24 protein-coding genes and 1 riboswitch are annotated in these 23,222 nt (G+C 64.4%); of the genes, 20 read left to right on the forward strand and 4 right to left on the reverse strand.

Features of this window, described 5'->3' with window-relative positions; genetic code table 11:
• Positions 1–2: 2 nt before the first annotated feature.
• Complete coding sequence (gene fliT, locus LDZ21_RS13070; protein ID WP_244793651.1) at positions 3–302, forward strand: flagellar protein FliT; 300 nt, start codon at positions 3–5, stop codon at positions 300–302.
• Positions 303–417: 115 nt separating this feature from the next.
• Here fliT and LDZ21_RS13075 read toward each other — a convergent pair whose 3' ends face one another.
• Positions 418–1,428, reverse strand: a complete 1,011-nt coding sequence (locus LDZ21_RS13075; protein ID WP_244793652.1) for a sodium:calcium antiporter — start codon at positions 1,426–1,428, stop codon at positions 418–420.
• A 104-nt stretch (positions 1,429–1,532) separates the two neighbouring features.
• Positions 1,533–1,706, reverse strand: a riboswitch (yybP-ykoY riboswitch).
• 196 nt (positions 1,707–1,902) lie between these two features.
• Between LDZ21_RS13075 and LDZ21_RS13080 the strand changes: the two genes are divergently transcribed.
• On the forward strand, positions 1,903–3,510 hold the full coding sequence (locus LDZ21_RS13080; protein WP_404980487.1) for an ABC transporter substrate-binding protein: 1,608 nt from the start codon (positions 1,903–1,905) through the stop codon (positions 3,508–3,510).
• 6 nt (positions 3,511–3,516) lie between these two features.
• Here the strand turns inward: LDZ21_RS13080 and LDZ21_RS13085 are convergent, their stop codons facing one another.
• Positions 3,517–4,590: an MBL fold metallo-hydrolase gene (locus LDZ21_RS13085; protein ID WP_244793653.1), complete on the reverse strand. Its 1,074-nt coding sequence runs from the start codon at positions 4,588–4,590 to the stop codon at positions 3,517–3,519.
• A 105-nt stretch (positions 4,591–4,695) separates the two neighbouring features.
• Between LDZ21_RS13085 and LDZ21_RS13090 the strand changes: the two genes are divergently transcribed.
• The 12 genes from LDZ21_RS13090 to bioB all read left to right on the forward strand — a co-directional run bounded on the left by LDZ21_RS13090 (position 4,696) and on the right by bioB (position 16,761).
• Positions 4,696–5,118 carry a MerR family transcriptional regulator gene (locus LDZ21_RS13090; RefSeq protein WP_035967142.1) on the forward strand — a complete coding sequence of 141 codons (423 nt, stop codon included), beginning with the start codon at positions 4,696–4,698 and terminating at the stop codon, positions 5,116–5,118.
• 11 nt (positions 5,119–5,129) lie between these two features.
• Positions 5,130–6,923: a bifunctional isocitrate dehydrogenase kinase/phosphatase gene (gene aceK, locus LDZ21_RS13095; protein ID WP_244793654.1), complete on the forward strand. Its 1,794-nt coding sequence runs from the start codon at positions 5,130–5,132 to the stop codon at positions 6,921–6,923.
• 48 nt (positions 6,924–6,971) lie between these two features.
• Entirely contained in the window at positions 6,972–7,748 is a 777-nt protein-coding gene (gene can / locus LDZ21_RS13100; protein WP_035967145.1) for a carbonate dehydratase, read from the forward strand.
• Positions 7,741–8,934, forward strand: coding sequence for an acetyl-CoA C-acetyltransferase (locus LDZ21_RS13105; protein ID WP_244793655.1), 1,194 nt, complete (start codon positions 7,741–7,743; stop codon positions 8,932–8,934). Before can ends, LDZ21_RS13105 begins: the two co-directional genes overlap by 8 nt.
• Positions 8,935–8,953: 19 nt before the next feature.
• The gene (locus tag LDZ21_RS13110; protein ID WP_244793656.1) at positions 8,954–9,631 is read left to right on the forward strand and encodes an SDR family oxidoreductase; all 678 of its coding nucleotides are present in this window, start codon (positions 8,954–8,956) and stop codon (positions 9,629–9,631) included.
• Positions 9,632–9,656: 25 nt separating this feature from the next.
• Entirely contained in the window at positions 9,657–10,265 is a 609-nt protein-coding gene (locus LDZ21_RS13115) for a glutathione S-transferase family protein (protein ID WP_244793657.1), read from the forward strand.
• The gene (locus LDZ21_RS13120; RefSeq protein ID WP_244793658.1) at positions 10,262–10,681 is read left to right on the forward strand and encodes a YchJ family protein; all 420 of its coding nucleotides are present in this window, start codon (positions 10,262–10,264) and stop codon (positions 10,679–10,681) included. The genes LDZ21_RS13115 and LDZ21_RS13120 overlap by 4 nt, the downstream gene beginning before the upstream one ends.
• A 338-nt stretch (positions 10,682–11,019) precedes the next feature.
• Positions 11,020–12,264, forward strand: a complete 1,245-nt coding sequence (locus LDZ21_RS13125) for a dienelactone hydrolase family protein (RefSeq protein ID WP_244793659.1) — start codon at positions 11,020–11,022, stop codon at positions 12,262–12,264.
• A 293-nt stretch (positions 12,265–12,557) separates the two neighbouring features.
• The gene (locus LDZ21_RS13130) at positions 12,558–13,862 is read left to right on the forward strand and encodes an adenosylmethionine--8-amino-7-oxononanoate transaminase (RefSeq protein WP_244793660.1); all 1,305 of its coding nucleotides are present in this window, start codon (positions 12,558–12,560) and stop codon (positions 13,860–13,862) included.
• Positions 13,859–15,049, forward strand: a complete 1,191-nt coding sequence (bioF, locus tag LDZ21_RS13135; protein WP_244793661.1) for an 8-amino-7-oxononanoate synthase — start codon at positions 13,859–13,861, stop codon at positions 15,047–15,049. The genes LDZ21_RS13130 and bioF overlap by 4 nt, the downstream gene beginning before the upstream one ends.
• A complete protein-coding gene (gene bioD / locus LDZ21_RS13140) occupies positions 15,046–15,747 on the forward strand; it encodes a dethiobiotin synthase (protein WP_244793662.1) in 702 nt (233 codons plus the stop codon). Before bioF ends, bioD begins: the two co-directional genes overlap by 4 nt.
• Positions 15,748–15,753: 6 nt before the next feature.
• The gene (gene bioB / locus LDZ21_RS13145) at positions 15,754–16,761 is read left to right on the forward strand and encodes a biotin synthase BioB (protein ID WP_244793663.1); all 1,008 of its coding nucleotides are present in this window, start codon (positions 15,754–15,756) and stop codon (positions 16,759–16,761) included.
• 41 nt (positions 16,762–16,802) lie between these two features.
• Here the strand turns inward: bioB and LDZ21_RS13150 are convergent, their stop codons facing one another.
• Both LDZ21_RS13150 and LDZ21_RS13155 read right to left on the reverse strand, forming a co-directional pair.
• Positions 16,803–17,810 carry a sulfate ABC transporter substrate-binding protein gene (locus LDZ21_RS13150; RefSeq protein WP_404980486.1) on the reverse strand — a complete coding sequence of 336 codons (1,008 nt, stop codon included), beginning with the start codon at positions 17,808–17,810 and terminating at the stop codon, positions 16,803–16,805.
• Between the two features lie 88 nt (positions 17,811–17,898).
• Positions 17,899–18,501 carry an RBBP9/YdeN family alpha/beta hydrolase gene (locus LDZ21_RS13155; protein ID WP_244793664.1) on the reverse strand — a complete coding sequence of 201 codons (603 nt, stop codon included), beginning with the start codon at positions 18,499–18,501 and terminating at the stop codon, positions 17,899–17,901.
• Positions 18,502–18,650: 149 nt separating this feature from the next.
• Between LDZ21_RS13155 and LDZ21_RS13160 the strand changes: the two genes are divergently transcribed.
• From LDZ21_RS13160 to LDZ21_RS13185, 6 genes are read left to right on the forward strand one after another with little or no spacing between them, the layout of a single operon-like run.
• Positions 18,651–19,133 (forward strand): VOC family protein, encoded by a 483-nt coding sequence (locus LDZ21_RS13160; protein ID WP_244793665.1) that lies wholly within the window; start codon positions 18,651–18,653, stop codon positions 19,131–19,133.
• Positions 19,134–19,138: 5 nt separating this feature from the next.
• The gene (locus LDZ21_RS13165; RefSeq protein ID WP_244793666.1) at positions 19,139–20,080 is read left to right on the forward strand and encodes a 2-hydroxyacid dehydrogenase; all 942 of its coding nucleotides are present in this window, start codon (positions 19,139–19,141) and stop codon (positions 20,078–20,080) included.
• Between the two features lie 32 nt (positions 20,081–20,112).
• The gene (locus tag LDZ21_RS13170) at positions 20,113–21,033 is read left to right on the forward strand and encodes a hydroxymethylglutaryl-CoA lyase (protein WP_035967168.1); all 921 of its coding nucleotides are present in this window, start codon (positions 20,113–20,115) and stop codon (positions 21,031–21,033) included.
• Between the two features lie 13 nt (positions 21,034–21,046).
• The gene (locus LDZ21_RS13175) at positions 21,047–21,559 is read left to right on the forward strand and encodes a YbaK/EbsC family protein (protein ID WP_244793667.1); all 513 of its coding nucleotides are present in this window, start codon (positions 21,047–21,049) and stop codon (positions 21,557–21,559) included.
• A 35-nt stretch (positions 21,560–21,594) separates the two neighbouring features.
• Positions 21,595–22,140 (forward strand): DUF1289 domain-containing protein, encoded by a 546-nt coding sequence (locus LDZ21_RS13180; protein ID WP_244794853.1) that lies wholly within the window; start codon positions 21,595–21,597, stop codon positions 22,138–22,140.
• Positions 22,137–23,048, forward strand: a complete 912-nt coding sequence (locus tag LDZ21_RS13185) for an MBL fold metallo-hydrolase (RefSeq protein WP_244793668.1) — start codon at positions 22,137–22,139, stop codon at positions 23,046–23,048. The genes LDZ21_RS13180 and LDZ21_RS13185 overlap by 4 nt, the downstream gene beginning before the upstream one ends.
• The last annotated feature ends 174 nt before the right edge of the window (positions 23,049–23,222 follow it).

Below are 23,222 nucleotides of genomic sequence, written 5' to 3' on the forward strand. Positions count from 1 at the left end.
ATGTGAGCCAACACGAATTGCTGACGAACGCAGTGGCGCTCACGCGCGCGATGGGCGCGGCCGCTGCCGCTGGCGACTGGATGGAAGCGGCGCGCGTGGCCGAACTGCGCTCGCCGATCATCATGCAGTTGCAGAACGATCACGAGCCTGCAACGCTTCAGGCGGCCCGCGACATCCAGGCGCTCGACGCCTCGTTGATGCAGACGGCGGACGCCGCGCGCGTCTCGCTGGGCAAGGGCTTCAGCGAAGCCTCCGCGCGCATCGACGCGGCAAGCCGTTATCAACAGGCCGCGCGCCTCTAAAGTTTCCCCGCTCAACGCCGTTAAACAAACAACAACAAGAACAACGCGCCGATGTCCGACGCGCTGCATGAACATCGATGCCCGCCTCGCGCGGGCATTTTTCTTTGGCCGGGCGTCAGCGTCCGAGCGTCAACGTCAGATAGGCGGCATACAGCACGCCATTGCCCAGCAGCGCCCACAGCGCGACGCCATTGCCGCGCGCATGAAAGCGCAGCCACGCCGCCGCCGCGAGCGTGATCAGCACGCCGGTCAACACTTCGACTCGCGGCTCCCACGGCGTCAGCATGATGCCAATACCCGGCAGCAACGTGCCCTGAAACACCATCGCGCCGGTGATGTTGCCGAACGCGAGCGTGTCCTTCCCGCGTCGTGCCCACAGAATGCTGTTCACCTTTTCCGGCAGCTCCGTCGCGATCGGAATGATGATGAGCGACAGCAGCAGCGCCGATATCCCCAGCGCCTGAGACACGCCCTCGACGCCGTGAATGAAGCCCTTCGCGCCGCCGACGAGCAGCACGATGCCGGCGAGAAACTGCAGCATGATCGAGCCGATGTTCGTCTTGAGGCCCAGACGCGAGATGAAGAGCGTCTCGGGCGCTTCGGTGCCGTGCCCGCTTTCGACGAGATTGCCGGATGCCCGGAACGTCGCGATCACGTAGATGATGTACAACACGACGAGCCCGCCCGCGAACAGCGCGCGCACTTGCCACGCATGATGCGGCACGAACATCGCGCCTGCCGCGATCAAAAACGCCACGAGAAAGAAATTGAGGTCACGCGTGAAGCCGCTGCGCTCCGGCATGATGACTCCGCGCAAGCCGCGCGACTTCAGGATGGCGAGCGTCATCAGGCAGGTGGAAAGCGTCGCGAGCATCAGCGGCGCACCGAGGATCGCGCCGACGCCGATCTCTTCGTTGACCGTGCGGCTGGCGGTGCCGCCGAGAAGCGCGATGATCGGCACAGTCGTTTCCGGCAATGCCGTGCCGACCGCCGCGAACAGCGATCCGGTGACGCCTTCGGAGATGCCGAGCCGCTCGCCGAGATGCTCGAGCGCGTTGGTGAACAACTCGGATGCGATCAGGATGATCGCCAGCATGAGCGCGAGTTCGATGAAGAGCATCGTCATGCGGCACCCCGCATCGAACGATAAAGAGCGGACGCCGCGCCAACGCGAATGGCAGCGCGAGAGGGAGACGAATATTGTGATTGTGGGGACACGACGATGATTCCACGGCCGGACGTCAGCGAACCATGATGCGCCACGCCCGTCCGACCAGGAACGACATAGCGCATCAATGGTCTCGCCAAACCGGACCGGTCGAACGCGCCACGGCAGCAGAGCCGAGGATGTTGACGCGTTCTCCTTCGAAGGACGAAGGAAGGCTACTCCCCAAAGACGGGGGCAGTTTAGCGTGATGCACACGGTTCGGCAAGCCGACCCGCTCCACGCGAGGCATAACGGTATGCGCAATGCTTCGTTGTAGGCGATCGCGCCGTTGGATAAGCTGTCGCGCGGGCGCGCCGCTTGCACGCGTCGACGGCCCGGCATGATCCGAGCAACAAGAAAACCGATGTGTGACCGAGAGTCACGGGAGAATCCATGCGCCTCAACCGCTTCAAAGTCCGCTCCACCGCCGCGCTCGCCGCCGTCCTCATGGCCGCGCCGATGCTCGCGATGTCGAAGCCGCTCACCGTCTGCACGGAATCGAGCCCCGATGGCTTCGATGTCGTCCAGTTCAATTCGCTCGTGACGACGAACGCATCGGCGGACGTCGTCTTCAATACGCTGGTCTCGTACGACGAGGCCGCGAAAAAAGTCGCGCCATCGCTTGCGCAGAAGTGGGACGTATCGAGCGACGGCCTCACGTACACGTTCCATCTGCGGCCGAACGTCCAGTTCCAGACAACCGACTACTTCAAGCCGACGCGCACGCTCAATGCGGATGACGTCGTCTTCACGTTCGAGCGCATGCTGTCGGACAGCAACCCGTGGCACAAGGTGGCGGGCGCAAGCGGCTTTCCGCACGCGCAGTCGATGGGCCTCGTGAAGCTCATCAAGGCCGTGACGAAGGTCGACGATCAGACCGTGAAGTTCGAGCTGAACGAGCCGAACGCGACGTTCGTGCCGATTCTCACGATGGGCTTCGCTTCGATCTATTCGGCCGAGTACGCCGGCCAGTTGCTGAAGGCGGACAAGCAGCTGGACATCAACAGCAAGCCCATCGGCACCGGCCCGTTCGTGCTCAAGAGCTATACGAAGGACGCGGTGATCCGCTACGACGTGAACCCGTCGTACTGGGGACCGAAGCCGAAGGTCGATCGGCTCATCTATGCAATCACGCCCGATGCCTCGGTGCGTGCGCAGAAGATCAAGGCGGGCGAATGCCAGATCGCGCTATCGCCGAAGCCGCAGGACGTGCTCGATGCGAAGAAGGACAAGGCCCTCAAGGTCAGCGAGACGCCCGCGTTCATGACCGCTTTCGTCGCGCTGAATACGCAGAAGAAGCCGCTCGACAACCCGAAGGTGCGTCAGGCGCTGAACATGGCGTTCGACCGCACGACGTACATGAAGACCGTGTTCGACAACACCGCATCGCCGGCGGTGAATCCGTATCCGCCGAACACGTGGAGCTATGACAAGAGCGTGCAGGCGTATCCGTACTCGGCGGATCGTGCGAAGAAGCTGCTCGCCGATGCGGGCTTGCCGAACGGCTTCGAGACGACGATCTGGGTGCGTCCGAATGGCAGCGTGCTGAATCCGAATCCGAAGGCGGGCGCGGAGCTCCTGCAGGCCGACCTCGCGAAGATCGGCGTGAAGGCGCAGGTGAAGGTGATCGAATGGGGAGAGCTGATCAAGGAAGCGAAGCAGGGCCAGCACGACATGCTCTTCATGGGCTGGGCCGGCGACAACGGCGACCCGGATAACTTCCTGTCGCCGCTCTTTAGTTGCAATGCGGTGAAGTCGGGCATCAACTTCGCGCGCTTCTGCGATGCTCAACTCGACAAGCTGATCGCGGATGGCAAGGCGACGCCCGATGTCGCGAAACGCACGAAGTCGTATATCGACGCGCAGAAGATCATCCACGATCAGGCGCTGTGGATTCCGCTCGTTTATCCGACGGCGGCGGCGCTTACCCGCGCGAATGTCAGCGGGTATAACGTGAGCCCGTTCGGACGACAGAACTTCGGGGCAGTTGCCGTGCAGTAACCGGTCTCAGGCCGGCGTGAACCGCAGCACGCCATCCTCGCCGGCCTGACGTTTCAACGCGCCTTCGAGCCAAAGCAGATTCAGGTGCGCAAGCGCTTCACCGAGCGCGAACGTCATCTGGTGAATATCGAGCGGGCGCTTGAACATGACCGGCACGATGTCGGCGGCGCTGCAGGGTTTCTCGGCGCACGCCTCGCGCACTTCAGCCAGCCGCGCACGATGATGCTCCCTCAGTTGCCCGATGCGCGTCTGCACGCCGCGAAACGGCTTGCCGTGCGAGGGCAGCGCGAGGACATCGGCGGGCATGGATTCATAGCGTTCGAGCGACTCGAGATACAGTGCGAGCGGGTTGCTTTCCGGCTCGATCGCGAACACGGACACGTTCGTCGAGATGCGGGGCAACACCATGTCGCCGGAGATGAGCAGCTTGTCCGACGCGCAATACAACGCGCTATGTTCGGGCGAATGACCATAGCCCGTCACCACTTCCCATTCACGCGCGCCAATGCGCAAGCGATCGCCATCGCGGATACGGCGAAACTCGCCCGGCATCGAAGGCACGAGCGTCGGGTAATAGCTGTCGCGCTTTCTCAACGCATCGAGCGATGCTTCATCGGTCAGTCCGTGCGTCGCGAAATGCCGCGCCGCGCGTTCGCCGCCCGCGTTGGAGCCATCGCCCGCGGCCATCACGCGGCCCATCGCGTATTCGCCGAGCGACATCCACAGCCGCACGTTCCAGCGTTGCTTGTCGCCGCCATTGCAGACCCAGTCGGCGAGGCCGAGGTGATCGGGATGGCAATGCGTGACGATCACGCGCAGCACGGGCAGGCCGTCGAGCACGGTATCGAAGACACGCTCCCAGTTCGCGCGGACGCCGTCGTTCGCAATGCCGCAATCCACCACCGTCCAGCCTTGCACGCCGTCGATCTCATCGCGCAACAGCCACAGATTGATGTGATCGAGCGCGAACGGCAGCGGCATGCGCAGCCAGTAGACGCCGGGGGCCACTTCCTTCACGCCGCCCGGCTCGGGCAATTCTTCGGCGAATACATAATCGAGCTGATGTTCGAGTGCGTTCATCGGCGATGCCTCTGGGGTTTGCGCCGCATTGCAATCCGGCGAAGTTGACGATAACGTAAACGTCATTCTATCGTCGGACGCCCGTTCGCGCGTCGCGCTTTCCAGATGACTCAGCCCACGCATTACACGATCACTGAACTGGCGCGCGAGTTCGACGTCACGCCGCGCGCCATTCGCTTCTACGAAGATCAGGGCCTGCTCGCGCCGCGACGCGAAGGCGCGAACGGCCTGCGCCGCGTGTATTCGCCGCGCGACCGCACGCGCCTGAAACTCACGCTGCGCGGCAAGCGGCTCGGCTTCACGCTGTCGGAGATTCGCACGCTGCTCGATCTCTACGATTCGCCGACCGGCACGACCGCGCAACTGCGCGCGTTCATCGACACCATCGCCGCGCATCGTGAAATGCTGCAGCGTCAGCTCGAAGACCTGAACACCACGCTGTCCGAACTCACCGCTTATGAAGAGCAAGGCCGCGCGCTGCTCGCGGCCGGCATCGACAAGCGGGCGCGGCGGTCGAAAGCCGCCTGATGCGAGCCGACATGAACCACTTTCCCAAGCTGCTCTCGTCGCAAATCGGCTTCGATGTCGCGCAGACGCTGCTCGAAGGTTTCGACCGGCATTACCGCGTTTTTCGCGAAGCCGCCGTCAAGGCGAAGACGCTGTTCGAGCAAGGCGACTGGCATGCCCTCTCGCAGCTTGCGCGCGAGCGCATCACGTCGTATGACGAGCGTGTCGACGAATGCGTGATGCGTCTTGAAGACGAATACGATGCCGAGAACATCGACGACGAGGTATGGCAGCAAATCAAGCTGCATTACATCGGCTTGTTGACGACGCATCGTCAGCCGGAGTGCGCCGAGACTTTCTTCAACTCGGTGTGCTGCAAAATTCTGCATCGCTCGTACTTCAACAACGATTTCATCTTCGTGCGGCCAGCGATCTCGACCGAATACATCGAGAACGACGAGCCCGCCGCCAAGCCGACGTATCGCGCGTATTACCCGGACAAGGACGGGCTCGCAGCCACGCTCGAACGCATCGTCACGAACTTCCAGTTGCAGCCGCCATTCGAAGACCTCACGCGCGACGTGCAATGCGTGATGCAATCGTTGAAAGACGCTTTCGGCGACTTCGCGCCCGCGCCGAATTTCCAGATTCACGTACTGTCGTCGCTATTCTTTCGCAACAAGGCGGCATATATCATCGGCCGCATCATTCATGGCGATTCGCTGCTGCCCTTCGCCATCGCCGTCCGCCACACGAAGCCCGGCCTGCTCGCGCTCGACACCGTGCTGCTCGAGCGTCAGCAATTGCTCATCATCTTCAGCTTCTCGCATTCGTATTTTCTCGTCGACATGGAAGTGCCGTCGGCGTACGTGCAGTTTCTGGGCAGCATCATGCCGGCGAAGCCGAACGCGGAAATCTACACATCGCTCGGTCTGCAGAAGCAGGGCAAGAACCTGTTCTATCGCGACTTGCTGCATCACCTGAAACATTCGAGCGATCAGTTCATCATCGCGCCGGGCATCAAGGGGCTCGTGATGATCGTGTTCACGCTGCCGTCGTTTCCCTACGTGTTCAAGCTCATCAAGGATGCGTTCCCGCCGCCCAAGGACACCACGCGCGCGAAAATCGAGGACAAGTACCTGCTCGTGAAGCGCCACGACCGGCTGGGCCGCATGGCCGATACGCTCGAGTATTCGAGCGTCGCGCTGCCGCTCGCGCGGCTGGATCATTCGCTGATCCGCGAACTGGAGAACGAAGCGCCATCGATGATCGAATACGAAGGCGACAAGCTGGTCATTCGCCACGTCTATATCGAGCGTCGCATGGTCCCGTTGAATCTCTTTCTGCAGAACGGCAATGCGGATGACATCGATCACGGCATCAAGGAATTCGGCGATGCGATCAAGCAGTTGATTCAGGCGAACATTTTTCCCGGCGATATGCTGTACAAGAACTTCGGCGTGACGCGGCACGGTCGCGTCGTGTTTTACGATTACGACGAGATCGAGTACCTGACCGATTGCAACGTGCGCCGCGTGCCGCCGCCGCGCAACGAGGAAGAGGAACTGTCGGGCGAGCCGTGGTATACCGTCGGGCCGCACGACATCTTTCCCGAAACGTACGGCACGTTCCTGCTCGGCGATCCGCGCGTGCGTGAAGCCTTCATGCGCCATCACGCGGATTTCTTCGACCCGGCGCTCTGGCAGCGTCACAAGGAGCAATTGCTGCAAGGCGAACTCGCCGATTTTTTCCCCTACGACGGAGCCATCCGATTCTGCGTCCGTTATCCGGACCGGTTCGAGAAGGCCTCCGCGCGCGCCGCCTGAAGTGCAAGGTGCGGCGCATTCTTGAAACATGCAACACAGCAAACGAACATGACTGACCGAAACAACGAAGCCGCTCATCCCCTCGCCCATCTCTTCGACAACAACCAGAGCTGGGTCACGCGCAAGCTCGCCGAGGACGCGGATTTCTTCGAGCGGCTCGCGCATCAGCAGGCGCCGGAATATCTGTGGATCGGCTGCTCCGATTCGCGCGTGCCGGCGAACCAGATCATCGGCTTGCCGCCGGGCGAAGTGTTCGTGCATCGGAATATCGCGAACGTGGTCGTGCACTCGGACCTCAACGCGCTGTCGGTGATCCAGTTCGCCGTCGATCTGCTGAAGGTGAAGCACATCATGGTCGTCGGCCATTACGGCTGCTCGGGCGTGGGCGCGGCGCTCGTCGGACGGCGCGTCGGTCTCGCGGACAACTGGCTGCGTCACGTCGAGGACGTGCGCGAGAAGCACGCCGCGCTGCTCGACGAATGGCCGATGGGCGAAGCGCGGCATCGCCGGCTCGTGGAACTGAACACGATCGAGCAGACGCTGAACGTGTGCCGCACGACCGTCGTCGGCGATGCCTGGGCGCGCGGTCAGGAACTGACGATTCACGGCTGGACCTACGGCGTTCACGATGGCCGTCTGCGCAACATGGGCATGATGATCAGTTCGCAGGAAGCCGTGGACGCGACGTATCAATCGTGCCTCGCCGCGTTGACGCGCGACGGCGCACACGCAGCGGAGAACGACGTGATCGCGTCCGATGCGGCGCGGCTCGGCGATGTTCCCGCCGTCATTCAGGGCGTCATCAAGGAGCTAAAACATGAGTGAGACACAACGCGATGCGGTCGTCATCGTCTCGGCTGCGCGCACGCCGATGGCCGCGTTTCAGGGCGATTTCGCCGCATTGACCGCGCCGCAACTCGGCGCGGCGGCGATCCGCGCGGCGGTCGAACGCGCGGGCCTGACGCCGGAGCGGATCGACGAAGCGATCATGGGCTGCGTGCTGCCTGCAGGCCAGGGCCAGGCGCCCGCGCGTCAGGCGGCGCTCGGCGCGGGCTTGCCGCTGTCCACCGGCTGCACGACGATCAACAAGATGTGCGGCTCCGGCATGCGCGCCGCGATGTTCGCGCACGACATGCTGCTTGCAGGCTCGGCGGAAGTCATCGTCGCGGGCGGCATGGAAAGCATGACGAACGCGCCCTATCTGCTGCCGAAAGCGCGCGGCGGCATGCGCATGGGGCACGGCCAGGTGATGGATCACATGTTCCTCGACGGCCTCGAAGACGCCTACGAAAAGGGCCGTCTGATGGGCACGTTCGCGGAACAGTGCGCGTCGTCGTATGCGTTCTCGCGCGAATCGCAGGATGCGTTCGCGGTGGAATCGCTGCGCCGCGCGAAACGCGCGAACGAGGATGGATCGTTCGAATGGGAAATCGCGCCGGTCACCGTGCAGGACAAAAAAGGCGAATCGCGAATTGCGCGCGACGAACAGCCGTTCAAGGCGAACATCGAGAAGATTGCGTCGCTGAAGCCGGCGTTCGCGAAGGACGGCACCGTGACGGCGGCGAATTCGTCGTCGATATCGGATGGCGCGGCGGCGCTGGTGATGATGCGCGAATCGACCGCGGAACGCCTCGGCGTGACGCCGATTGCGCGCGTCGCCGGGCACAGTACGTTCGCGCAGCAGCCGGCGCTGTTCACGACCGCGCCCGTCGGCGCAATCGCCCGACTCTTCGACAAGAACGGCTGGCGCGCGGGCGATGTCGACCTGTACGAAATCAACGAGGCATTCGCCGTCGTGACGATGGCCGCCATGCGCGAACACGACCTGCCTCACGACAAGGTGAACGTGAACGGCGGCGCGTGCGCGCTGGGGCATCCGATCGGCGCTTCGGGCGCGCGCATTCTCGTCACGCTGATCGGCGCGTTGCGCTCGCGCGGGTTGAAGCGCGGCGTCGCCTCTTTGTGCATCGGCGGCGGGGAAGCGACGGCAATGGGCGTCGAACTCATCTGAAGCCAACAGGAACGACGACATGAGAACCGCTCTGATCATCGGCGCATCGCGCGGCATCGGCCACGAGTTCGCGCGCGAGTACTGCCGCGACGGCTGGCGCGTGCTCGCCACCGCCCGCGACAAAGCCGCGCTGTCGTCACTCGACGCGCTCGGCGCGCAGACCTTCTCGCTCGATGTCACGCAGCCGGAGCAGATCGCCGCGCTCGGGTGGCAACTCGAAGAGGAGCGGCTCGACGTCGCGATCATCGTGTCGGGCGTGTACGGCCCGCGCACGGAAGGCGTCGAAGCGCCGAGCAACGAGGACTTCGACGATGTGATGCACACCAACGTGCGCGGACCGATGCAGCTCATCCCGCTGTTGCTGCCGCTCACCGATGCCGCGCATGGCGTGCTCGCGGTCGTGTCGAGCAAGATGGGCAGCGTCAGCGAGACGAACGGCGCGACCGGCTGGCTGTATCGCGCGAGCAAGGCGGCGCTCAATTCCGCGATCAAGGTGGCGTCGATCGAATCGCGGCATTCAGCGTGCATCGCGCTGCATCCCGGCTGGGTGCGCACGGAGATGGGCGGACCGTCGGCGGCAATCGACGTGGCGCGCAGCGTCACCGGCATGCGCGCCGTGATCGCGGCAGCGCGTGCGTTGCGCGACGACTTCAACGGCCGCTTCATTCAGTACGACGGCACGCAACTCGACTGGTAATCCGACTCGAAAGGGAACGCAAAGAATGACCTATCACGTGCATGGCGTCTCGGCATCCGGCAACTGCTACAAGGTGCGTCTCGCGCTCGAACAACTGAAGCTGCCGTACGTCTGGCATGAAGTCGACATGATGCACGGCGCAACCCGCACGGATGCGTTCCGCAAGCTGAATCCGAACGGCAAGGTGCCGGTGCTGTGCATCGACGAGACGACGACGCTCTCCGAATCCGACGCCATTCTCTGCTATCTCGCCGACGGCACATCGCTCATGCCGGACGATCGCCTGCAACGCGCGCAAGTGCTGCAATGGATGTTCTTCGAGCAGTACAGCCACGAGCCGTATGTGGCGGTCGCGCGCTTCATCCGCCAGTTCCTGAAGCAGCCCGACGATCCGCGTCTGCCCGAGAAGACCGCCGGTTCGTATCGCGCGCTCGACGTGATGGAGCAGCATCTCGCGACGCGCACTTTTCTCGTCGGCGAGCGTTATACGGTCGCGGATATCGCGCTTTTCGCGTACACGCATGTCGCCGACGAAGCCGGTCTCGACCTGTCGCGCTATCCGGGCATCCGCGCGTGGCTCGATCGCGTGCGCGCCCAGCCGGGGCACGTCGCGATGCCGGGAGTCGACGCTTGAAGCCGGTGGAGTGTCCTTGCGGCGGGGCATCGCCGGCGGCGAAGCCGAATGCGCGCGCGCCGCGTTATGCCGAGTGCTGCGGGCGTTTCATCGACGGTCAGGCGGCGCCCGCCAACGCGATGGAACTGATGCGCTCACGCTACACCGCCTACGTGCTCGGCGACACGTCCTATCTGCGCGCCACATGGGACGACACCACCTGCCCGCCCGATCTCGATGCCTCCGGCACCAGCACGCGCTGGCTTGGCTTGCAGATCAAACGCCATTCGCTGATCGACGCGGATCACGAGGAGGTCGAGTTCGTGGCGCGCTACAAGGTGGACGGGCGCGCGCATCGGCTGCACGAGGCGAGCCGGTTCAGGCGAGATGCTAGCGGCCGCTGGATTTATATCGACGGTGAACAAAAAGAAAAGTAAATGCTTTCTTAATACAACCGCCGATAAAGACGGTATTAATTTCCTTAAAAATCCCTTCCAGATTAAGCTGTTACGGGGTTTCCTTTATTGTGCAGTGCAATTTTGAACGGGTAATCTCTCTTTGCGCCAGCGCATTGTCAGTTCCGCGCTTGGCAGAGAGCGGCGCCCCGTTTCAACGCCTATTCGAAGCCATTCGTCGTGCCTCGCCGAGGCAGGACTCCCGAAACCAGTAATCGATACTGCTCCCCGCGAGCAGCGCGACAGGTTTGTGACTTCGATCAGCGCAGTGTCCGGGCCACGCCGCATCAACATCGATGGGATGCAGTCGGAGTTCACGGATGGCGATCACAAACTGGTTGGTCGGATGCAGCATGGTGTGCTCGCTGGCGACGGCGTTCGTCACGTCCGCCGCCCGCGCCGAACCGATCGGCGGCGTGCGTCAGTCCGAGGGGCTGTCGGCCCCGGTCTTCGGCAAGATTCCCGATGCGCTCGATCCCAGCCTGCCTGTCGTCGCCAACGGTCTGAACGAGACTGTCATCGGCGTGCCGGAAGACGACATCGCGCTCGAAACCACTGTCTTCAAACCGGACGGCGCGGGCCCGTTCCCGATGATCGTCTTCAATCACGGCAAGCTCCCCGGCAACGCGCACGCGCAGCCGCGCAATCGCCCCATCGCGCTCGCGCGTGAGTTCGTGCGTCACGGCTATGTCGTCGTCGTGCCGAATCGTCGCGGCTTCGCGGGTTCGGGCGGCGACTACACGGGCCACGGCTGCAACGTCGAGGCAAACGGCTTCGGGCAGGCGCGCGACGTCGCCGCGACCGTCGCCTACATGAGCCAGCAGCCGTACGTGGACAAGACGCATATCGTCGTGGCCGGCACGTCGCACGGCGGCCTGACCACGATGGCCTACGGCGCACGCGATGCCATCGCCGCGCCGGGCGTGCGCGGCCTCATCAACTTCTCGGGCGGGCTGCGTCAGGACGAATGCGCGGGCTGGCAGAAAAATCTCGTCAGTGCCTTCGGCGCCTACGGCGAACACGTGCGCCTGCCGTCGCTGTGGCTCTATGGCGACAACGACTCGGTCTGGCAAGGCGACCTCTCCGCGCAGATGTACAGCGCGTTCGTCGCGCACGGCGCGCATGCCGACATGCTGGACTTCGGTTCCTACAAGAGCGACGCCCACCGGCTCGTCGGCGATCGCGATGGCGTGCTGGTCTGGTGGCCGCGCGTGAAGGCGTTCCTCGCCCAAATCGGCATGCCGACGTCGGTGCAGTATCAGGTTGCCGAGCCGCGTGCGCCGCAGGCTTCCGGCTATGCGAATCTCGATGCGGTGCAGTCCGTGCCGTTCGTCGACGAGAACGGGCGCGCCGGGTATCGCAATTTCCTGAACCAGTATTCGAGCCGCGCGTTCGCCGTATCCGATTCGGGCGCGTGGTCGTGGGCCGAAGGCGGCGACGATCCGATGTCCGTCGCCATCGCGGGATGCCAGAAGCAAAGCGCCGATCCGTGCAGGCTCTACGCGGTCGATGACGCCGTCGTGTGGAAGGGTGCCGGAGCGGAAACGCAGACCGCATCGCGCTGAACGCTCGGCACTCAGGCTTCAAACAGACGCCGGCCCGCGCGCCGGCGTTTTTGCATCTTGCGCCGCGATCTTTCGCGTACGCATCAGGATCGGCGAAGATGCGCGCGATAACGCGTTGCCGCTCATTTGATGGGCACGTCCGCTCGCCGCAAATGTCCGTCGAAAAGGGAAGCGCGCGCTCATTTTCGGGATAATTGGAGCGCGCGATGTCTCGCGCGTTTCCTCGAAATGCGCAGGCCCTACGGCCTGACCGATGTACCGGCTCGCGTCACGCGCGGGCCTGGGAGCCGTTTTTGAACACAGAAGCGAATCAAGACTGGGTCGCGCGCTCGCTCGCCGCGGTGTGGCATCCGTGTACCCAGATGAAGCACCACGAGCGCGTGCCGCTCGTGCCGATCGCGCGCGGCAAGGGCGCGTGGCTCTACGACCACGAGGGCAACCGCTACCTCGACGCCATTAGTTCGTGGTGGGTCAACCTCTTCGGCCACGCGAACGGCGATATCAACCGCGCGCTGAAGGATCAGCTCGACACGCTCGAGCACGCGATGCTCGCGGGCTGCACGCATGCGCCTGCCGTCGAACTCTCTGAGCGTCTTTCCGCGCTCACGCAGCACACGCTCGGCCACGCGTTCTTCGCGTCCGACGGCGCGTCGGCGGTAGAAATCGCGCTGAAGATGAGCTTTCACTATTGGCGCAATCGCGGGCAAAGCGAGAAGCGCGAGTTCGCGTGTCTCGCGAACAGCTATCACGGCGAGACCATCGGCGCGCTCGGCGTGACGGATGTCGCGCTTTTCAAGGACGCCTACGATCCGCTGATCCGTCACGCGCATGTGGTCGCATCGCCGGCTGCGGCGGGCGTCGACGAAGCCATCGCTGCGATGCGCGCGCTCTTCGAAGCACGGGCGGCGCAGCTTGCCGCCGTGATCGTCGAGCCGCTCGTGCAATGCGCGGCGGGCATGGCGATGTACGACGCGTCGTATCTCACACGCCTGCGCGCGCTCTGCGACGAATACCGCGTGCACCTGATCGCCGATGAAATCGCGGTCGGCTGCGGGCGCACGGGCACGTTCTTCGCGTGCGAGCAGGCGGCCGTGTGGCCGGACTTCGTGTGCCTGTCGAAGGGCATCAGCGGCGGTTACTTGCCGCTTTCGATCGTCCTCACGCGCGACGACATCTACGCCGCCTTTTACGACGACGACGTGACGCGCGGCTTCCTGCATTCGCATTCGTACACGGGCAACCCGCTCGCATGCCGCGCGGCGCTGGCGACGCTCGATCTGTTCGACAGCGCGAACGTGCTTGCGGAGAACCGGCGCAAATCCGCGTTGCTGGGCGAAGCCCTGCAGCCGCTTGCGAAGCATGATCGCGTGCGCAATCTGCGCGAGCGCGGGACGATTTTCGCGTTCGATGTCGATATCGACGACAAGACGTTCTCGCGCCGCTTCTTCGCCAACGCGTTGCAGCGCGAACTGCTGATGCGCCCGATCGGCAAGACCGTGTACATGATGCCGCCGTACATCCTGACGGACGACGAACTCGCGCTGCTTGCCGCACGCACGCGCGAAACGCTCGACGCGACACTCGGGGAGGCCGCATGACGCGCTCGTCCGACGCGCTCTTCGATGCGCTGAAACAAGGTCTCGCCGATATCGACGCACGCGGCCTGCGCCGTCGCCGCCGCACCATCGACGGAGCGAATTCCGCGCACATGACCGTCGATGGCCGCGCGATGATCGGCTTCGCAAGCAACGACTATCTCGGCCTCGCCGCCCACGAAGCGATCCGCGCGGCGCTGGCGGAAGGCGCGTCGCGGTATGGCGCGGGCAGCGGCGGATCGCATCTGCTCGGCGGCCATTCCCGCGCGCACGCGCAGCTCGAAGACGATCTGGCCGCGTTCTCGGGCGGCTTCGTCGACGATCCGCGCGCGCTCTACTTCAGCACCGGCTACATGGCGAACCTTGCCGTGCTGACGACGCTCGCCGGTCGCGGCACGCTCGTCTTCTCGGATGCGCTGAACCACGCGTCGCTGATCGACGGCGTGAGGCTTTCCCGCGCGCAGACGCAGATTTATCCGCATGCGGACATCGACGCGCTCGACGCCATGCTCGACGCGTCGCGCGATGAAACCGCGACCAAGCTGATCGTCACCGATTCGGTGTTCAGCATGGACGGCGATATCGCGCCGCTCGCGCGCCTCGTCGACGTGGCGGAGAAGTATGGCGCGTGGCTCGTCGTCGACGACGCGCACGGCTTCGGCGTGCTCGGACCGCAAGGACGCGGCGCGCTTAGCGCTTGTGCGCTGCGCTCGCCGCACCTCGTCTATGTCGGCACGCTCGGCAAGGCGGCGGGAGTCGCGGGCGCGTTCGTGTGCGCGGACGCGACCGTGATCGAATGGCTCGTGCAGCGCGCGCGGCCCTATATTTTCACGACGGCGTCGCCGCCGGCGGTCGCGCATGCGGTATCGGCGAGCGTCAGGATCATTGCCAGCGACGAAGGCGATCAGCGGCGCGCGCATCTGGCTTCGCTCATCGAAACGACGCGCGCGATGCTGAAACGTACGCGCTGGCTGCCGGTCGAATCGCGGACTGCGGTGCAGCCGCTCGTCATCGGCGGCAACGATGAAACCGTCGCGCTCGCCGCCGCGCTCGATGCGCAAGGGCTGTGGGTGCCGGCGATCCGTCCGCCGACGGTGCCTTCGGGCACGTCGCGTCTGCGCATTTCGCTCTCGGCCGCGCATTCCGATGATGACCTCGCACGCCTCGATCACGCTCTGACTACGCTATGACCGCTTTATCCTTATTCGTTGCCGGAACCGATACGGAGATCGGCAAGACCTTCGTTTCTGCCGCGCTGTTGCACGGCTTTGCTCGTGCGGGCCTGCGCGCCGCCGCGATGAAGCCGATCGCCTCGGGCGCGGCCGAACGCGATGGCGTGCTGCATAACGACGACGCCGATCAGCTCGACGCCGCCGCCAACGTCGCGCTGCCGCCCGGGATTCGCACGCCGTTCATGATGCGCGAGCCGATTGCGCCGCACATCGCGGCGGCGCGTGAAGGTATCGCGCTGGATATCGGGCGCATCGTGGAGGCGCATCGCTTCGCGGTGACGCAGGCGGATATCGTCGTGGTGGAAGGCGTCGGCGGCTTTCGCGTGCCGCTCGACGATACGCACGACACCGCCGATCTCGCCGTCGCGCTGAACGTGCCGGTCGTGCTCGTCGTCGGCATGCGGCTCGGCTGCATCAGCCATGCGCTGCTGACCGTGGAAGCGATTGCATCGCGCGGGCTGACGCTCGCGGGCTGGGTCGCGAACCGCGTCGATCCGGACATGCTGTATCCCGACGAAAACATTCGGACGCTTGAACAACTCATCGATGCGCCGCTCATCGGCGTCATTCCTCATCTCGCACCGGCCGATGCGTCGCGCGCCGCCGATCATCTCGACGCGCGCCTTCTGCTCGACCGGCTCCAACTCAAGGACTGAACTCATATGACGCAGACCATTACTGCCGAAGCCGCAACGCCTGTCAACGTGCCGACGCCCGCGCGCTGGCGCGTCGCGGATGTCGTCGCGCTCTACGACTTGCCGTTCAACGATTTGGTGTATCGCGCGCAGACGGTGCATCGCGAGCATTTCGATCCGAACGCGGTGCAGTTGTCCACGTTGTTGTCGATCAAGACGGGCGGCTGCGAGGAGGATTGCGCGTACTGTCCGCAGTCGGTGCATCACGAAACGGGCGTGAAGGCCGACAAGCTGATGGAAGTCGATGCGGTGCTGAAGGCCGCCGAGACCGCGAAGGCCAACGGCGCGACGCGCTTTTGCATGGGCGCGGCGTGGCGCAATCCGAAGGATCGGCATCTCGAGCCGATCAAGCAAATGATTCGCGGCGTCAAGGCGATGGGCATGGAAACGTGCGTGACGCTCGGCATGCTGGAAGCGCATCAGGCGCACAGCCTGCGCGATGCGGGGCTGGACTACTACAACCACAACCTCGATACGTCGCCGGAGTTTTACGGCCAGATCATCTCGACGCGCACGTATCAGGACCGGCTCGATACGCTCGAGCATGTGCGCGATGCGGGCATCAACGTGTGTTGCGGGGGGATCGTCGGGATGGGCGAATCGCGTCGCGAGCGCGCGGGGCTGATCTCGCAACTGGCGAACATGGAGCCGTATCCGGAGTCGGTGCCGATCAACAATCTCGTGCAGGTGGCGGGCACGCCGCTGACCGGCACGGAGGCGCTCGACCCGTTCGAATTCGTGCGGACGATCGCGGTCGCGCGTATCACAATGCCGAAGGCGATGGTGCGGCTGTCCGCAGGGCGCGAGCAGATGGATGAGGCGTTGCAGGCGCTGTGTTTTGCGGCGGGCGCGAATTCGATTTTCTATGGCGATCAGTTGCTCACGACGAGCAATCCGCAGGCGGAAGCGGACAGGAAGCTGATCGAGCGTCTGGGGATGCGGGCAGAGGCGGCGGGGAACGTGAGCGCCGGATAAGTGGTGCGGGGCTTGCATCCAATATGCGAGCCCCGCAAGGATCACTTCCGGTCCACCACCACCTGATCGAACGTCCCGCCATCGGCGAAATGCGTCTGCTGCGCCCTCTGCCAGCTCCCGAACATCTCATCGACGGTAAAGGTTTTCAGCGGCTTGAACTCGCTCGCATGCTTCGCGAGCACTTCCGCGTTACGCGGACGCAAGTGATGCCGCGCGATGATCTCCTGAGCCTGCGGCGTATAGAGGAAGTCGAGATATGCCTGCGCCTCCTTGCGCGTGCCGCGCTTGTCCACCACCTTGTCGACGATGGATACCGGCGGCTCCGCCAGCAAGCTCGCCGACGGATACACCGCATCGAAATCCTTCGCGCCCGCGCCGCTCTCAATCAGGCCGACTTCGTTCTCGAACGTCACCAGCACGTCGCCGATGCCGCGCTGCGTGAACGTCGTCGTCGCGCCGCGTCCTCCGGTATCGAGCACGGGCACGTTCCTGAAAATGGCTTTCTCGAAGTCCTGCGCCTGTGCATCGGTCGCGCCCTGCCGCTTCTTGTATCCCCACGCGGCGAGATACGTATAGCGGCCATTGCCCGAGGTCTTCGGATTCGCGATGATCGCCTGCACGCCGGGCCGCGCCAGATCGCTCCAGTCCTTGATGTTCTTCGGGTTGCCCTTGCGCACGAGGAAGACCATCGTCGTCGTGTAGGGCGAACTGCCGTTCGGCAGACGCGTGCGCCAGTTCGCGGGCACGAGCTGGCCGCGCTCGGCGAGCAGATCGATATCGTTCGGCTGGTTCATCGTGACGACATCGGCCTGAAGACCCTGCATCACCGATAACGCCTGCGCGCTCGATGCCCCATGCGACTGCCGCACCGACACCGTCTCGCCCGTGCGCTTCCTGTAATCGGCGACGAAGGCCGCGTCGATATCCTTGTACAGTTCGCGCGTCACGTCGTAGGACACGTTGAGCAAGGTGGTCTCCGCGTGCGCGATGCCCGCCGCCATGCACCACACCGCGCCCGCCGCGAGCGCGAGCTTCCTGAATGCCGCCATGTGACTCCCCGAAAGAACGGTTGCAATAAAGACGCGAAAGGCCGCGCGAAGGCGGCCATCGAGTGTATCGGACGGTGGGCGGCGCACGTCATCCATACGCGTGTTCGCGCAGGAACTGATCTTCCGCGCCGAATTCCGCAGGCGGCGCCCAGTGCGCGAGCGTATCGACGAGATACTTCGCGTGCGGCCACGGCCCATAGCCCGCCGACGTGTTGATGTGCCCGGCATCGCCCAGATTGACGAACGCGCTGCCCAGTTGACGGGCGAGATCGCGTGCGTCGTCGAGCGGCATCCACGGATCGGTTTCGCTGCCGACGAGGATCGACGGCACCGCAAGCCGCATCGGCTCGAAGCGGCCGGCGAGGCGGAACTTCGCCGGACTCGCGGGCGCGACGAACAGCACGCCGACGACCTTCGTCCCCAGGCTTCCACGCAGCAGCGCATGCGCCGTCGCGAGACAGCCGAAGCTGTGCGCGGCCAGCACGACAGGCCGGCGCATTTCATCGAGCCGCATTTCCACCGCGCTCGCCCACGTGTCGAGATGCGGCGCATCCCAATCCGCCTGCTCGACGCGCGCCGCCTCCACGTACTGCCGCTCCAGCCAGCTCTGCCAATGCGCGCCCTCGCTGCCATGCAGCCCCGGCACGGTGACGAGCATCGGCCGCCTGAAGGGTTCGTCGATCGTGTTCATGCCTGTTCCGCCCGCAGCGTTCTGTCCATGCGCCATTGTCCCGTGATGCATCTCATGCGCGAACGATTCAATCGTCATTTCCATATGCGCGATGCGAACGCCGCCTGTATCCGCACGTAGAATGTCCCAAAACATCACACGGAGGCCGTATGTCCGATCTGCCCGACGAATCCGCCGACCGCTTCGAGCACGCGGATCATTCGAGAACGCAGCGCACGCTGCAACCGTTCCATCTCGCCTTTCCCGTCACGAGCCTCGATAACGCGCGCGCGTTCTACGGCGAACTGCTCGGCTGCCCGGAAGGCCGCAGCTCGCCCGACTGGGTCGACTTCGATTTCTTCGGTCATCAACTGGTCGCGCAACTTTCGCCGGACGAGGCGCGGCCGGCCGCGCGGAACGCCGTCGATGGCGACGACGTTCCCGTGCGCCATTTCGGCGTCGTGCTCGCGATGAGCGACTGGCACGCGCTCGCCGAGCGTCTGAAGGGCGTCGGGACGAAGTTCATCATCGAGCCGCATGTCCGCTTCAAGGGCCAACCCGGCGAGCAGGCGACCATGTTCTTCCTCGACCCGTGCGGCAACGCGCTGGAGTTCAAGGCGTTCAACGACATCGGCCAGCTCTTTGCCAAATGAGCCGCATGAAAATCATCTTCTACGAACAGAACACTGACATCGACGCCTGGCTGCGCGGCTTCGCCCGCGAGTTGCCCGACGCCGACCTTCGCGCATGGGAACCGGGCGATACCGCGCCCGCCGACTACGCGATCGTCTGGCGCGCGCCGCGCGAGTTGTTCGCGAACCGGCCGGATCTCAAGGCCGTGTTCAATCTCGGCGCGGGCGTCGACGCCATCCTCGATGTCGAGCGCAAGGAACCCGGCACGCTGCCGCCCAACGCGACGCTCGTGCGTCTGGAAGACACCGGAATGGCGCAACAGATGGTCGAATACGCGACCTATACGGTGCTGCGCTACATGCGCCGCTTCGACGAATACGAAGCGCTGCAACGCGAAGGCCGCTGGGAAAAGCTCACGCAACACGCGCGCAAGGATTTCACGGTCGGCGTGCTGGGCCTCGGCGTGCTCGGCGCGGAAGTGGCGCAGGGTCTACGGCGGCTAGGCGTGTCCGTGCGAGGCTATAGCCGCACGGCGAAGGACATCGAAGGCGTCGCGGTGTACGCGGGCCGCGATCAGCTCGACGCGTTTCTCGACGGCACGCGCGTCATCATCAATCTGCTGCCGCATACGCCGGACACGGAAGGAATCCTGAACGCGCGCGCGTTCGGCAAGCTCGCGCGCGGCGCCTATCTGGTGAACGTGGCGCGCGGCCCGCATCTCGTCGATGCCGATCTCATCGATGCACTCGACAGCGGCCAGCTCGCCGGCGCGATGCTCGATGTGTTCCATGTCGAACCGCTGCCGAAGGAGCATCCGTTCTGGCGGCATCCGCGCATCGGCGTGACGCCGCACATAGCGGCGGAAACGCTGCGCGAAGAGAGCATCGTGCAGATCGCCGCGAAGATTCGAGCCCTGGCACGCGGCGAGACGATAAGCGGCGTGGTGGATTTCAAGCGCGGCTATTGAGCGCAAGCCAGAAACATTCGAAGGAGACAAGCATGATTCCATCCAGAGTAAAGATCGTCGAAGTCGGGCCGCGCGATGGCCTGCAAAACGAGAAGACGTTCGTGCCCACGGAAACGAAAATCGAGCTGGTGAACCGCCTCGCGCGCGCGGGCATCGTCAACGTGGAATCGACCTCGTTCGTATCGCCGAAATGGGTGCCGCAAATGGCCGACGCCGCCGCGCTGCTCGCCGGCATCGAGCGCAGGCCGGGCACGATCTACTCCGTGCTCACGCCGAACATGCGGGGCTTCGAAGGCGCGCTCGAAGCGAAGGCCGACGAGATCGTGATCTTCGGCGCGGCGAGCGAAGCGTTCTCGCAGAAGAACATCAATTGCAGCATCGCGGAAAGCATCGCGCGATTCGAGCCGGTCGCCAAAGCGGCGAAAGACGCGGGCATGCGTCTGCGCGCCAGCATTTCGTGCGCGCTCGGCTGCCCGTATCAGGGCGAAGTGAGCGTCGAATCCGTGGTCGATGTCGTCGAGCGCATGAAGGCGCTCGGCTGCGATGAAATCGACATCGCCGATACCATCGGCGTCGCCACGCCCACGCGCACGCGCGAAGTGATCGCGGCGGCGTCGAAGGTGTTTCCGCGCGAACGGCTCTCCGGGCATTTTCACGATACCTACGGCCAGGCCATCGGCAACATCTATGCGGCGCTGCTGGAAGGCATCGAGATTTTTCATGCGTCGGTCGCGGGGCTCGGCGGCTGTCCGTATGCAAAAGGCGCGACCGGCAACGTCGCGACCGAGGACGTCGTGTATCTGATGAACGGACTCGGGATCGAAACCGGCGTGAATCTGGACGAACTCGTGGACATCGGCGACTTCATTTCGCGAGCGATCGGCAAGCCGAGCGCATCGCGTGCGGGCAAGGCGCTGCTCGCGAAGAAGGGCGGCGTGGAAGCATGTGCGTGAAAGGACAACAACGATGATCGAACCGACAGAACTCGACGCCCTGCCCGATTCCGCGCGCCGCGTGGCGCTGCTGCTGAAGGAACGCGGCCATCCGCATCCGGTCGTCATGCTGCCCGAGACCGGCAAGACATCGGCGGAAGCGGCGGCCGGCCTCGGCTGCGCCATCGCACAGATCGCCAAGTCCATTCTCTTCCGACGCCGCGAAGACGACGCGCCCGTGCTGGTGATCGCGAGCGGCGCGAATCGTGTGGATGAGAAGAAGGTCGCCGCGCGCGTGGGCGCACTGGCCCGCGCGGACGCGAAGTTCGTGCGCGAGAAAACGGGTTATGCGATCGGCGGCGTCTGCCCGATCGGTCACGCGGTCGAGCCGGTCACGCTGATCGACGAAGACCTTCTCGCGCTCGAAAGTCTGTGGGCCGCGGCCGGCCATCCGCATGCGGTGTTCAATCTGTCGCCGCGCGAGCTGGTCGAACTGACGGGCGCGCCGGTCGTCGATGTCGCATTGCGCGAGACGGCGTCGTCATGAACGGCGTGGCGTCGCCTTGCGTCGATGTCTGCCGCATGAACGCGGAGACCGGCTTTTGCGATGGCTGCTTTCGCACCATCGACGAGATCGCCGCGTGGTCCGCGTATGACGACGACGCAAAGCACGCCGTGCTCGATCGCGTCGAAAGCCGCCGGCAGGGTGCGCGTGTCGTGATGATCGGCGAATCGTTCGAAGCGACGCTTTCGCTGCCGCCCGATTCGATCCGCCATTTCGCGACGCTCGTCGACGATCGCAATCCGCTGCATCACGACGAAGCCTACGCGCGGGCGAGCCGCTTCGGCGCGCTGATCGCGTCAGGCACGCAGCCGACCGCGCATCTGATGGCGATGATCGCCACGCATTTCTCCCGATACGCGCAGCCGCTGGGGCTAGAATTCGGCATCAGGCTGACGCGCGCGGTGAAAGCGAACGATGTCATCACGATGCGCTGGCAGGTCATCGAAGCGAAGTGGAAAGCGAGCTTGCGCGGCGATCTCGTTAAACTCGCGGGCGGTGCGCTGAATCAGGCGGGCGACACAGTGATGAAGGCGACGGCGACCATCGTCGTGATGCCGGCATGAAGACGCTGCCCGACTCGATGACCGTATTCGAGCGCGGCTGGCTCTCGTCGAACAACGTGCTGTTCACGAGCGACGACAGCACCGCGCTCGTCGATACGGGCTACGGCTCGCACGCGCCGCAAACACTCGCGCTGGTGCAACGGAAGCTGGGCGCGCGCAAGCTCGGTCTGATCGTGAACACGCATCTGCATTCGGATCACTGCGGCGGCAACGCGCTGCTTCAGGCGGCCTACGGCTGCGGCACGCTGATTCCATCGGGCGAAGCCGAAGCGGTTCGCGACTGGAACCGCGACGCGCTGACTTTCGACGCGACGGGGCAGAACTGCGAGCGCTTCGGCTTCACGGGCGTCATCGAAAACGGCGCGACGCTTGTGCTCGGCGGCCTGCCGTGGTCCGTGCTCGGCGCGCCCGGCCACGACCCGCATTCACTGATGCTCTACTGCGCCGATGCGCGCGTGCTCATCAGCGCCGACGCATTGTGGGAAAACGGCTTTGGCGTGATTTTTCCGGAACTGGAGGGCGAGAGCGGCTTCGCGCAAGAACGTGCGGTGCTCGATCTGATCGCGCGGCTCGATATCGACATCGTGATTCCCGGCCACGGCGCCCCGTTCAGCGATGTCGCGCGTGCGCTCGATGTCGCGTCGTCGCGGCTCGACTACCTGCAAGCCGATCCCGCGCGCAACGCAAAGAACGCGCTGAAGGTGCTGCTCGTCTTCAAGCTGATGGAAGTGCGCGCGATGAGCTTCGACGCGCTTCTCGCGATGACCTCGAACGCCCGCGTCATGCGCGCCGCCGCGGATGCGCTCGCCGCGCCCGGCGAGCGGCGTGCGTTGATCGAGAAAGTCGTCGGGGAACTGGCGAAGGCGGGCGCGGTGACGGTCAGCGCCGGTATCGTATCGGCGAGTTGAAGCACAAAAAAAAGAAAGCCGCTTGTCAGCTACGGCAAGCGGCGAACATAGACGTGATCAACGTCGAGACCATGCTAACCCGACGCTATTACGCGTGCATCGGTGCTTTCCCTACAGAAGTTTAACGGTCAGCTAAAGACCGGATGACTGCCCGTCTTCTTTACCGGTTTCACC

It is taken from the genome of Caballeronia grimmiae (genome assembly GCF_022879615.1).
In the GTDB taxonomy this organism is placed as follows: Bacteria; Pseudomonadota; Gammaproteobacteria; order Burkholderiales; family Burkholderiaceae; genus Caballeronia; species Caballeronia grimmiae.